We start from the raw sequence: 12,581 nt of genomic DNA, 5'->3' as shown, positions 1-12,581 counted from the left end.
CCTCCGGTTCCTTTTTATACGATCACGTCTAGATTTGCGGACGGAATAAACACAATCTGTCCATCGGCCAGGGCCACATCTACACCGGGCACTTTTAGGCCAATGGGCAGCGATTGTAAGCGTGTATAAATATGCTTCACAGTACCAACTTTGCCAACGTGCTCTGTGCCTAAAATACGGACTAGCTGTCCTGGCTCTATGCCTTTCTTTACAGTGGCAGCGTCTAGGCCAATAGAGGCGGCCTGCGGTAAAATAATCTCTGGGCGTTGCCCGGCAGCCGCTTTGTACTTGCCAAACAGGGACACCGAACGGCCGTCTGCCTGCTGCAATAGCTGGAAAATCGGTTCGGCCATGCCACTGCCGCCCACACCATCGGTTACAATAAGCGGCAGCGGAGACTGTTGGCTGGCACGGCAAATTTCAGCCGTGGTGCTACCCACAATCAGGCCGCGCACACCCAAATCCTCTGCCCGGTGAAATAGCTCCACATCATTCAGGCAGCCAATCGTCACGACTTGTCCGGTCACATCGCCACCCAGATGTTCAGGCGTCAGCACCAGGTTGGGCGCGCTTCCCACCACCTTGAGCCGCCCGACACCTTCTTGCCCAGATCCCCAGGCAGCTTGAATCAAGCTGCCGCTAGTTTCTAGCATTACGCCCCGGTTGCCCACGTAGCTCACCACACGCCCGGCCACCAACGCCCGCAGCTCCAGCCAGTCAGATGTTGGTTGAATAGCGATACGGCCGTTGACCACATCAAAAAGCACCCCGTCCACAGGGGATACGACCTGTCGCTCCCTCAGCAATCGCCGCCGAGAAGCTAACACAGCACCAGCTTCTACCGGAGCACCTTTTTCTACATGCAAATGGTCGCTCAATGTGTCCGGTTCAACGCCTAACTTTTCTGAGGCGGCAAGAATGGCAAAGTCCGAGGCCATTGTTGTGCGTGCCACCACCTGGATGGGGCTTACCTCTTGGCCAACCCGCACCACAATTTCACCCCCCTTGGGCAGCACACGCTCGCGCCGAATCTTGGTTTGGGCCTGGATGACGGTGGCCCGGTAAAACTCTTTCATCGCCTAGCCCCCCATATCCCACAGCCATTTACGCATCAAGCTGCGTCGGTCGGCTTCATCACGTGGCAAGGTAAACGGCCGTCCGCGGGCATCAATCACCAAACCACCAGCTAGGCCACCAGTCAGCGTCATTGTTTTCCCTTGGCCGGGGCCAAAGCCAATATCAAACCGGCTGGCCGGCTTTACCGTCACCTTGGCACTTTTGCCTGGAGCGATTGGGAAAATTTCAATCTTGCCAAACTCTATTTCCCCTTCAAACCGAATCTCGTCAGATTCAATGAAGACGTCTAACGCTTTGCGTCCTAGCTGCCCCTTGCCAGTTGGGGCAATCACCCAACCCAGATCAGACAGCACGCCTGCTTCCAACGTTTGAATGACAGCCAACGGTTGTTGAGCAGCCAACGCCCCCAGCGCAGGCAGTACGCCATACCGATCCAACGCCATCGCAAAAATGCCAGTTGGTTGCAGGGCGTCTAAAAGCATGAGCATAATTTGGCCGGGGCGTGGTGCATTGGCTAAGGTGCTGCCGCGTGCCAGCAGCAAGCCAAACGGTGGCGGCGTATGCTGCTCGCCAACCTGCGGCCAGCGACCATCTCGCCCAGCCTCGGCAGCGGCACAGCGAATGAGGGTGCGGGCCACCGCCTGTTCTAACTGCAACATCTTTTCGTCAGTAGAGATAGCAAAGGGGTGAAGCGATTTATTGAAGATAAAATCGGCCGTTTCTGCCGTTGAGACCTCCACAGGCACCCATTGGCGCACATCATCAACTGCTATCTTATCCAACAAGGTTGCTACCGAATGCCCCATACCTATATCGGAATGAATTGAAACTTGCGCCTGTTCTGGCGTCGCCAAAATCAATGAAACGCTATCGCTGCCCAGATCAACACCGAAGACAGTTTGTTTTTGCAACGCCGCCAAATAGTGGCAAACGCCGCCAAACGCCTGGGCCGTGGGCAAGATGGGATAGCTACTCCAATCTTTCAGCTCTTGCACGCCAGGTAGGGCATTAATCTTTAAATCTTCATACAGCTCTGTAATAAGCCGGGTGGCATCATTCAGGTTTTCAGTTTCTAAGGTGGGGCGTAAATTATTGGCGACCTGCACATTGGCATATTCGCTCAACATGGTCTGCACACGCTCACGCAGCTTGATATTGCCCGCAAAAATAATCTGTGGCTCCTGACCGTCGCTCATCACACTGACGCCTAGCCCAACTGACTCCACAACCTGAAGCAGCCGATCTTCTGCCCCGCCATCGGTGCCACCAGCAATAAATATGAGATCAGGTTGTGATTGCACCACTGCACCAACCTGCTCATGTGGCGGTCGCTGGTCGGAGAGGGTGAGGCGGTCTTTTTCATGGTGATAAACTGAACGCAGTGCTTTGCGTGCCGAGGTGATGCTCACTTCATCAAACAGGCCAACCAACAGCACGTTAAGCGGTTGGGCGGCACTGGCTACGGCCGCAAAATGATCTACTCCGGAGCCATCGGTGCGGACGGGTCTAACCAGTCGACCTTGTTCGTTGAGTAACTTGCGCCCAGTAATTTCCGTGATGCGGCTGATAGCCTGCTGCACTCCCTGAGCCACATCGAACCAGGGAGCATTGACGGTGGTGGGTACGGCCGTTCGGGCAATCAGTCGGTAGGCACCAGCGACCATATCGAAAAGCACCACGGTCGTGTGGGTGCTGCCACAATCGGCCACTAAAAAGGATTCATATCTTTCTACCTGCGGGGCATCAGTCGTCATTAGAATCGCTGTACCAGTTCTGTAATGAAATAGTTAAGTCGTTCTGCCAATAAAATAAGCCCTGTGCTAAGCAAGGTGGCAAACAAAGCCCCAAACGTCACGGTAACAACAATGCGTCCAACGGCCGATATGCTTCGCTGCCACATGGCAGGCTGCCAACTACCGCTGCTGCGGGGCCGCAACATCGTAAATTGAAAAGCTAGCAAGGTGCAAATAGTCAAGATGGCCACAACGAGGCCTTGCAGCGGACTCGCAGGCTGCACGTTTACAATTTGGGGCCATAGCGTTCCCGTCAGGCTGCCAATCAAAGCGACTGCGGCCCCAACGCCCACCAGCAAGGCCAAGGTTGTATTCCCCAACCAGCTTACGCTGGGCAAGCGGCGCGCCAGCAGCATCAATAAAAACAAAATGGGAATCAACCAGATGACAGAGTCGGTGCTAGCCGGATTGGCCTGAACTTGCCGCCAAATTGGTAACAAGACCTGTTGAATGACAACCACCACTGCATAGGCGGCACTCACGCCCACCAGCAAATGGACGGAAATCCGATATAGTGGATTATCGCCAATGAGGTAGCTGTAAATAAATAGCGTCAGCAAAATACCTATGATGAGTCCTGCAAATTCAATCATTTTTACTTATTTTTTTGGCGGCGACCGCGCATCAGCCCCGTGGCACCATACGCCAGTAAGCCTATGAGCAACAGCCCACCGGCCAGTAATTGGCCATAGATTTGGGCATTTAGCTGGGTTTGGGCGTTGCCATCTGGCACGTTCGCAAGCTGTTCATATGCGGCCAAATCGGGCATACCGCGCAGCAGCCCAGCAAGCTGCCCTGTGGCGGCATAACTGTTGGCAACGGGCGCAAGCGATTGCGTAACCCCCGCGACCAGCGGCACATCTGTGGCCACAGTGCCAACTTGCTCTACCCAATTCACCAGGTTGTCGCGGTCGCCGGTGAGCAAAATGACCAGCCCAATTTGGTCGAGGCTGGCCTGCAAATCTTCAGCCAAAACACGGCCGTTTAGCTGATCACACTCATTTCGCCCACCCAGGCAATCGCCCAACTGCCGCAACCCGATTCCTTCGCCGGGCAGGTAACCGATGAGCTGGGTTGGGATATCGGTAGTGAGGCTGTTGGCAACGGCCGTTCCTGCGGCGTATTGGCTGGTAATGACTACAGGGCTGTTGTTGGCGGCTAATTGTGTGAGCAACATCTCTGCCTGAGGCGATAGCTCCCCGGCCATAGCAGGCGTGTACTCAACGGCGAGCAACACGGGCTGACCCGCAGCGGCGGCAACGGCCGTATCGATCGCTTGCACGTTTGCCGGAATGTCGCCATTGGTAGCCACCAAACTTGGCCCCAACAACCCTGCCAACAGGGCCAAAATGAGTAACAGGGCCAGCGAGAGCCGTAGCCATGCGGCCGTATCGTAAGCTGGCTTGGCGGAAAGTGTCGTGACACGCTCTGGCATTTCATGGGTTAGCTGCTGGAGCAATGCCACCTGCTGCTGCTGTTCCGGGGTGGTGACGTACGGCGTGGGCAGCGTTGCCACCCGTGGCCGGGCGATAGCTGGTTCAATACCCACAACGCCCTGCATGCCCTTCAGCGGGCCAGTTGTCTCTTCTGGGCCTTCCGGCTCTCGGGGCTGTTCCCCAGTCAGCTCCGATGGCTTTAGTTGCTGTACCCACTCTGGAATATCGGCCTTGGGCAGCGATTCAGCGAGCGGTGTTAATGGCGGCAGTTCATCCAGCAATGATCGCCATTCGCTGCGGCTGCTGCCCGCTTCAATAGGTTCTGGCTCGCTGCTGCTGGGAGCGGCCTCGGTTGGTGCTTCCTTATCTGCCTGCGGCTGAAGCCAATCAGGAATGTCTAACGCTTCTGGCTCTTTTTCAATTGCCGGAGTGGCCGATGGCCCGTCTAGCGGGGTGTCTTGTAGCCAGTCGGGCAGTTGCGCACCCGCCAACTCTTCCGGGATGCCTTCTAACGTGTCGCGTAAATCCATCTCAGAAAGGACACCGGGTAGCTCACTGCCAATAATGCCTTGGCTGGGCCGCATACTAGCAATCCAGTCTGGCAGTGCTTCGTTTTCCTCATCCGGCGCGGCTGGCGGGGATGTCTGACCTGTGTCGTCTAGCTGATCTAGCCAATCTGGTAAATCGTCGCCAACGACCGTTTCAGCCAAAAACGTTTCGCTACTCCAGCTCTCTTCCTCAACGTCGGGTTCCGGCTCAGGTTCTTCGTCAGGCAACGATGGTGTGGTGGGAACGGCCGTTTCCTCAGAAGCTGGCTCTGGTTCGGGTTCCGGTTCTGGCTCTATAACAAGTTCACCAGTCTGGATGGCTTCCATGTCTGTAAGCCAATCCAAATCGTCTTCACCGTCTGGTGCCTCTAAGTCGCCAGACAAATCTAAATCTGCATCGAACCCAATAGCTTCCTCAACCAATTCCTCGGCGACCGACTCATCAGCATCAAGAGACGGCGGCTCAGCCTCGTCCAGAGAGCCTGTCTCGGCCAACTTTTCTAAATTGCCCGTTTCTTCCAGCCAATCCAGATCGGTCTCCGCCACAATCTGGTCAGCAGTTAGCCAGTCGCTGTCAGCCTCGGACACAATCTCTGGCACCGCATCCTCATCTAGCTGAGCAGCTGGTTCTGACAAGAATGTTTCGCCTTCTTCCACCGCTGTATCCAACCAATCTGGCAAGCTCTCTATCTCGTCGCCGGCCGTTTCAAACAGGTCTGTAAAGGTAACATCAGCCCCAGCTTCTTCATCATCAATCAGCTCATCATCAGCCATGCCGGTGAGTGGCCCGGTAAGTTCGGCAAGTTGACTAGGGTCTAGCAAATTGGTTTGCAGAGGACCAAGTTCATCCATCCACCCCGGCAACTCATCACCTTCTTGCTGTAGTTCATCTACGACCTGTTCTGGGAACACGTCCGTTTGGGCTGGGCCTAGCTCCTGCAACCAATCTGAGGGGTCAGGGGACTCATCCGCAGCATTGTCGAGCATTTCTTCCAGAGCGGCGGCATTCACGTCTTGATGATCGTCGGCCGTATTACTCAGATCGTCTAGCTCTTCGAGCCAGTCGGTTAGCCCGCTGCTCACATCTTCGGTTTCATCTGAGGCAACGGCCGTTTCCTCAGCTCCACTGTCATCACTTAGGTCACTCAGCCAATCCGTCAGGCCAGAGCGAACGTCCGATTCTTCTACTGGCTCGGTGGCATCAGACAGCCAATCTGGCAAATTGGCATCCTCTTCATCAGAAAACAGATCGTCCGGCTGCGGCACATCTTCCGCCTTATCCACCAAATCCTGGTAAAACTCCGTCGAAATGGTGGTGGGAGCGTCAATGATTGGGTCTGGGTCGCTGTCGTGAACCAACCATTCAGGCAAATCACTGGTTCCTTTACCTTTCTTTTCAGGCGGATCACTCGCCGTCTCGTCTGCTCCTGGCCCTACGGAACCAGTGTCTCCGGTGCGCAGCCAGTCGGGCACGGCCATCGGGTCTAGCTCACCCGTATCGCCAGGGCGGCGTGCAGGCAAAGAGAATGGTTGATTTGTTGGGGGCGGGCTGGCGTCTGGTTCCTCGGCAGGTAGTCGGCTGGTTTCAGGAATTAGCCTGGTGCCACAGGTATCACAAAAGACGCGGTCACGGGTGTTGGGCGTTTCGCAGTTGGGGCAGATGATATGCGTGCTGAGCGGCAGTTTTGCACCACAATTGTTGCAAAATTTACTGCTGTGTGGATTTTGATACCCACATTCTTTACATTGAATCTCTTTACTCATTGTTATACGGCCGTTCCACACCCATTAACAAACGTAAACTCAACAGCAGCGTTCCCAATGCCACCCCAATGAGCAAACCGCGAATGCCCGAAGTGACCATGACATTTTGCACAAATTCATACACCTGGTTCACCGGCTGACGCAGCGTTGTAGGCAATAGACGGCTAGCGAGGAGTGCCTGCGCCAGCAGCATGACCGTCGCCGTCAGGCCAAATAAAAAAGCCCAGCGCGTCTGCTGCCGCTTGAGCAGTTGCACACCAGCCAACAACAAAAAAACGGCCAGCAGTGAGGCCAGGGCAGCTTCCAACGGTGCCTGCACCCAGTCAAATAACAGGGAAACGTTTTGGCTACCGCTCAAGCCATCTAGCACAGCCGCGCCAAACAGTAGCAACATGCCCAGCACCAACACGCCACTGTACACATTTTGCTCCTTGAAGAGGCGATTCAAATGTACCATCAGCAAATTAAACACACCCAAAATCAGGGCTATCGCCGCCAAAAAAGATGCCCAACCTAAAATGATGGAACTCAGACCACTCACGTTAAACAGCAAGGCGATGAGCGTCGTTAATCCAAAAAATACGGCAATAAATACGGCGATGCTTTGCTTGAGTTTCATCTAATCGTAATCGTCTAGATCAACTGGTAAACGGCCGTTCCCAAAATAAAGAGAACCACAATCCAACGTAAAATATCCTGCAATTGCAGGCTGGCAATCTGGCTGGGCTTGCCTTCCAGGTAGGCACTGGTGGCAAACAGTTCTTCACCAATCAACACATCTTCCGTTGCCGCAGTCGCCACCGCCAAAGCGGTTGGATCATCCGTGCCGATAACCTGATCAATATTTTGGCGATTGGCTGCCTCGGCAATGATGGCCAACTCTGGACCAAACCGCCCTACCATGATGTTGCTGGCTACGCGCTGCTGCTGCAACAGGGTGGCAACGCCACCGCCATAGGCAAATGGGTCGGTGTTGTGGGCTACAAACTGGGTCAGCGAAAGGTCAAAATCACCAGAACGGCGGGCCAGAGCCAGCGCATTTTGCAAACTACCTTGCGCCAGCGGCAACAGCGTACCATCGCCCACCGTTATGAGCGGCGGCGTGCCGTTGGCACAGCCATCTTTAGCCAGATTGTTCAGAACGGCCGTTGCGCTAACGCTCGTTGGGTTCGTACGCCCGACCAAGCTACCTTGCCCCATTGTTAGGTGTAGCTGCCGCCCAGACTCGATGGCTCGGCCAATTTGCCCGGTAAGCCCCTGGTAGCTAATGAGCGGCCGCAAGGCAGTCGTGCGTCCCGCCCGTACGCTGCGCGTGAGCAGGAAGAGTAAAAGCCCCAATACGAGGATAACAGCCAGGACAATAATGGGGGTCATCTCATCGCCTCATCTGGTGTCAGCGCATTCATTAATTGGGGAACGGCCGTCGGGTCTTCCATCAATTGGGCCAAGTGACGCACCTGCACCTTTGGCCACAGCAAAGCCAGGGCTGGTTGCGCCAACCATAAGAGCTGCCCGCCGATGAAGGCCAAAGGCTGCCCTACTTCCAGCAGGGCCAGCGCAGCAGTGCCAAGCCCTCGCTGCTTGAGAGCAGCTGCAATTTGGTCTAGAAGCGGATCGCGATTGGGTGAATGCGTCATGGCGTCACGGCCGTGGTTTGCTTACTTCCAATAATAAAATTTATGGCTACAACATACGGATTGTGTAAGCCAGCCTGGAGCTAAAAACTGTTAAAATTCACTGCTGTTGCCTGAGATGTTTTTAGCCAAAATCAACTTGACGTAACATAAAGTTATCGGTCGGAGTATAGCACGTTTGTTTGAGGGTGTAAAGCTATGAGAGGGCTGCTAGGGTCTTGGTACTATGACGGCCGTACCGCTGAAAATCAGTCTGTAATTGCCGCCGCAGGCGACGGCCGTTGCCTAGCCAAACAGCAGTGGCGCGTACCGTTTTAGCATCGGTTTTTCAAACAGTTTGATGAGCAGAAACGGCAAAAATAAGCCTGCGGCCGTCAGAACAGGTTGATACACTGCTTGCTGCCCCAACACCGAAGGAACGCGCTGGTAAATGAGGGAAGAGGTGAGATATATAGCCGGGGTATTCGCCAGGTAAATGCCCAAAGAGACTGTACCAAACTGCCCCAACGTTTTCTCAAACGGCAGCTTCACCTTATCAAAGGCTAGCACCACAAAACAGAACAAAATCGCATATGCTGTACGGAAAATACCTACAAAGCTAGGCCCAAGCCACCGTTCGCCAATAAACTGATCTACCCACAAATATTCCACAAAGCTAAGCGCGGCAAACAAGATGAGCGCGACCAGCAAGACGTATCGCCGCTGTTTCAGCCAATCGCCAAACAGCTTCCGATGAAAGCCCAACACCAGCCCAATAGCGAAAAAGAAGATACGCGAAGGGAAAAACCAGATTGGCGTGAGGGTGATAGTCAGCTGCACCCAGCCTGCTTCAACCCCCAGAAGTCGCAAGTAGCTGGCTCCCTCCGCTACAAATTGAATGATAAATGTGATTAGCAAAAAAGCGCGCCAATGCTTCTTAGCTAACGGCCCCAACCAGGGCGAGAGCAGGTAAAGCTGAATGATGAGCGGAATATAGTAGTAAGCGCGCAAAATGTCATTGAGATTGCGTGGCAAGGTGCGCTGCATGCCAAAAAAGATAAGTGTCCAGATGAAAAAGGGGGGGATGAATTTTTTAGAGCGGTTCCAGATTGCTTGCCAGGCCATACGGCCGTCTCCATCCGAAGCAAACGCCGCATAAAACCCAGAAACGATAAGAAATGCGGGAATCGCATAACTGCCAATAAGCAACCGCACGCCCAGCAAATAGTAGTACGCAGGCGAACCAATCATGTCGTAGTTGGGAACCAGTACATCCCGATACGCATTGGTCCAATTAAACAGTGCCAAAAAACCATAGGCTGCCGCATGGTGAAAGGCAACAGCAATCGAAGCAAGGCCATTTAGAGCTAAAAAACGACGAATCATAAAATAACTACGATGAGGGATTGGGTCATAATTTGTGCGTTGCTCACCGCCCACGGTAAGGATACAGAGAAAATATTTCGATCTGACTAAAGATAATGGTTGACGTTGGTTCAGAAACGGCCGTACCGTATAATTCTCTTCCACTGACTGAAAATTTCTGGAACTTTGGAGAGGCAACATGCGCGTACAAGTCATCTTAAATCCGTGGGCAGACCGGGGGCGCGGGGCCACACAGGCCACGGTCATCCAGCAGGTGGCACAGCAGTACGGCGGCGTTGATTTGGTGCAGACAGATCGCCCTGGCCATGCCGTTGAGCTGGCGCGGCAAGCCGCCGATGACGGCTACGACTTGGTCGTGGCGGCAGGCGGCGATGGCACCATTAGCGATGTAGTGAACGGCCTGATGCGCGGGAGCAAGGCAATTGCCAAACTGGGCATCATTCCCATTGGCTCTGGCAATGATTTGGCCTGGAGCTTAAAGATACCGACGGATGTAGAAACGGCCGTCCACCAACTGTTCACCGGCGCGCCCAAAACCATTGATCTGGCCCGCATCGAGGATGATCACGGCCGTTTCCGAATTGTAGACAACAACGTGGGCATCGGCTTTGATGCCGTGGTGGTGATTGCTACGGAAAACATTACCCGCATCCACGGCTTCTTGATGTATTTAACGGCCGTCTTGCGCACCATCGCCACCTACTCCCAAATGCCTAAAGTGACCGCTTATTTTGACGATGAGGAAGTTGAGCAAACCATCATGATGATCTCTTTTGGCGTGGGGCCACGCGGCGGCGGCGGCTTTTTGCTCACGCCAGACGCCAAGCAGCATGACGATTTGGTGGACACCCTCACCGCTAACAAGATGGGCCGCCTCAGCATGATTAGCCTACTGCTCAAAGTGTTCAACGGCAGCCATGTGCATTCAAAGCTGGTGACGATGCGCCAAAGCAAGCAAATCCGGGTGCGCTCAGACCGCCCCATGCCTATTCACACCGATGGCGAAATGTTTGCCTACCCGCAAGACAATGTGCGCGAAGTCACCGTCACCAGCCTGCCCGCCGCGATTGAGGTGATTGTAAATGGGGAGATTAGAGATTAGAGATTGGAGATTTTGAAGGCAATCTCATCTCTAATCTCCATTTTTTGGAGAATTTATGCGACCTTTGCAGAAAGCGTTACAGGAACATGAGCTCATCGTCCTGCGGGTGATGGGGGAGTGGTATGACCTGGATTTAACGGGCGAGGACAAAGCTGCCTGCGTGACAGCATTGGCGGAGGGATTAGCCCAGCTTGATTTTGCCCAGGAAATGATGTGCCTGGGGCCAGAAGAAGCGGCCGCTGTGCAAACGTTGGTGCAGGGGAACGGCCGTTCTCCCGTCGCCACCTTTGAACGCATTCATGGGGAGGTGCGCCTCATGGGGCCAGGTGCGTTGGAGCGGGAAGAGCCGTGGTTTGATCCGATCAGCCCCGTGGAATCCCTCTGGTATCGCGGCTACGTCTATCGCGGCTTCGACGAAACGGCCGAAGGCATGATCGAGTTCTACTACCTGCCCGATGAGCTTTTTGCCAGGCTGCCCCAGCCGGAAAAGCCAAAAGTTGTGAAAGAAAAGGTTGCTGCTCCAGCCAAGCCAACCAAAGAAAGCAAAGCCAAATCAGCCAGCCCATCCAAGCAAATCCAACCAGAGCCAACGGCCGTTGCCAACCTCAAGCCCGTCCCAGAACCAAACCGGTACACCCCCGCCAACAGCAGTGCCGTGGATGACCTCACCACCTTGCTGGCCCTGGCCCAGCGCACCAGCCTACGCCGCGAAGCACTCGACCTGCTCAAACAGCTGCTGCTCAACCCCGATGCCGACCGCCGCTCCCTGCTACTGAACCTGGCCCGCGAGATGGGGATGCTGCGCGAGGTGAATGGTGGCATTCGGCCTACGCGTACGGCCGTATCCTGGCTCACCAAATCCCGCGAAGCGCAGCTGCGCGACCTGATGGACGCCTGGAGCAGCAGCGGCTGGAACGATTTGTGCCACACACCCGGCCTCAGCTGCGAAGGGGACCAGTGGCGCAACGATCCCATCCTGGCCCGCACCGCCCTGCTGGACGCCCTGCCCCAAACCCCCGACTGGTACCGGTTGGGCGACCTCATCAGCCAAATTAAGCAAACCGACCCCGACTTCCAGCGGCCAGACGGCAACTACGACACCTGGTACGTCCGCGACGAAGCGCAAGAAAGCTACCTGACGGGCATCGAAAATTGGGATTTGGTGGAGGGCCGTCTGCTGGCTTTTTTGGTGCAGGGGCCGCTGTTTTGGTTGGGATTGGCGGAAACGGCCGTCCTCGGCCCTCAAACCCTCTTCCGCCTCACCGACCGCGCGCTGGAATGGCTGGCCAATGCCCCGCCCGCCACAAAGGAAATCACCACGCCCATTATCGTGCAGCCAGATGCTACCATTTTGGTGGCACACAACGCCAGCCGCCACCATCGCTTTCAGGTGGCCCGCATCAGCGAACCGCAGCCGGTTGCGCTGGGCAAGCCGTACGCTTACCAAATCACCCCTGCCTCCCTCAAGCAGGCCCGCGCCGAAGGGATCGAGCCAGACCGAATTTTGACTTTTTTGCAGGAAGCCAGCGAACGGCCGTTACCCGCAGCCACCAAACGAGGCATCGAGCGGTGGCGGGAGCGTGGGGTGGAAGGAAAGTTGGAAACGGCCGTTATCCTGCGCGTGCGCGAAGCAGGCATCCTGGAAACGCTGCGCACCAATCCCAAAACGCGGCCGTTCATCGATGAAAGCCTGGGCGACCTGGCGGCCACCGTACGGCTGGAAAACTGGGAAAAGCTGCGTGAAGCCGCCGCCCAACTCGGCCTCCTCCTCGACAGCACCGTGCAGTAAAATAGCATGCGGTCGAGCGCAGACAAGCGCGGATTTTAGCCTGAACTTTTCCGCGTTCATCCACGCTCGTTAG

General features: G+C 55.2%; 10 protein-coding genes. 2 read left to right on the top strand and 8 right to left on the bottom strand.

Translation table 11 applies throughout. The features are described from left to right. Positions 1–14: 14 nt before the first annotated feature. From ACOQPU_RS19045 to ACOQPU_RS19010, 8 genes are all read right to left on the bottom strand, one after another. Positions 15–1,076 carry a hypothetical protein gene (locus ACOQPU_RS19045; RefSeq protein WP_420641417.1) on the bottom strand — a complete coding sequence of 354 codons (1,062 nt, stop codon included), beginning with the start codon at positions 1,074–1,076 and terminating at the stop codon, positions 15–17. A gap of 3 nt (positions 1,077–1,079) precedes the next feature. Further along, the gene (locus ACOQPU_RS19040) at positions 1,080–2,831 is read right to left on the bottom strand and encodes a glutamate mutase L (protein WP_420641416.1); all 1,752 of its coding nucleotides are present in this window, start codon (positions 2,829–2,831) and stop codon (positions 1,080–1,082) included. After that, on the bottom strand, positions 2,831–3,463 hold the full coding sequence (locus ACOQPU_RS19035; RefSeq protein WP_420641415.1) for a hypothetical protein: 633 nt from the start codon (positions 3,461–3,463) through the stop codon (positions 2,831–2,833). The genes ACOQPU_RS19040 and ACOQPU_RS19035 overlap by 1 nt, the downstream gene beginning before the upstream one ends. Before the next feature lie 2 nt (positions 3,464–3,465). Then, entirely contained in the window at positions 3,466–6,618 is a 3,153-nt protein-coding gene (locus tag ACOQPU_RS19030) for a zinc ribbon domain-containing protein (protein ID WP_420641414.1), read from the bottom strand. Continuing rightward, a complete protein-coding gene (locus tag ACOQPU_RS19025) occupies positions 6,611–7,237 on the bottom strand; it encodes a hypothetical protein (RefSeq protein WP_420641413.1) in 627 nt (208 codons plus the stop codon). Before ACOQPU_RS19025 ends, ACOQPU_RS19030 begins: the two co-directional genes overlap by 8 nt. Positions 7,238–7,251: 14 nt before the next feature. Continuing rightward, the gene (locus tag ACOQPU_RS19020) at positions 7,252–7,992 is read right to left on the bottom strand and encodes a DUF6754 domain-containing protein (RefSeq protein ID WP_420641412.1); all 741 of its coding nucleotides are present in this window, start codon (positions 7,990–7,992) and stop codon (positions 7,252–7,254) included. After that, positions 7,989–8,255, bottom strand: a complete 267-nt coding sequence (locus tag ACOQPU_RS19015) for a hypothetical protein (protein ID WP_420641411.1) — start codon at positions 8,253–8,255, stop codon at positions 7,989–7,991. Before ACOQPU_RS19015 ends, ACOQPU_RS19020 begins: the two co-directional genes overlap by 4 nt. Positions 8,256–8,537: 282 nt before the next feature. Further along, complete coding sequence (locus tag ACOQPU_RS19010) at positions 8,538–9,617, bottom strand: acyltransferase family protein (protein WP_420641410.1); 1,080 nt, start codon at positions 9,615–9,617, stop codon at positions 8,538–8,540. 178 nt (positions 9,618–9,795) lie between these two features. Here ACOQPU_RS19010 and ACOQPU_RS19005 point away from each other — a divergent pair, with 178 nt between their 5' ends. Both ACOQPU_RS19005 and ACOQPU_RS19000 read left to right on the top strand, forming a co-directional pair. Beyond that, positions 9,796–10,719 carry a diacylglycerol/lipid kinase family protein gene (locus ACOQPU_RS19005; RefSeq protein WP_420641409.1) on the top strand — a complete coding sequence of 308 codons (924 nt, stop codon included), beginning with the start codon at positions 9,796–9,798 and terminating at the stop codon, positions 10,717–10,719. Positions 10,720–10,774: 55 nt separating this feature from the next. Then, positions 10,775–12,508, top strand: coding sequence for a helicase-associated domain-containing protein (locus ACOQPU_RS19000; protein ID WP_420641408.1), 1,734 nt, complete (start codon positions 10,775–10,777; stop codon positions 12,506–12,508). Positions 12,509–12,581 lie beyond the last annotated feature (73 nt).

Source organism: Candidatus Leptofilum sp. (assembly GCF_965223285.1).
Lineage (GTDB): Bacteria > Chloroflexota > Anaerolineae > Promineifilales > Promineifilaceae > Leptofilum.
The sequence above is the reverse complement of the archived record's forward strand: the minus strand, read 5'-3'. Positions and strand labels throughout refer to the sequence as shown.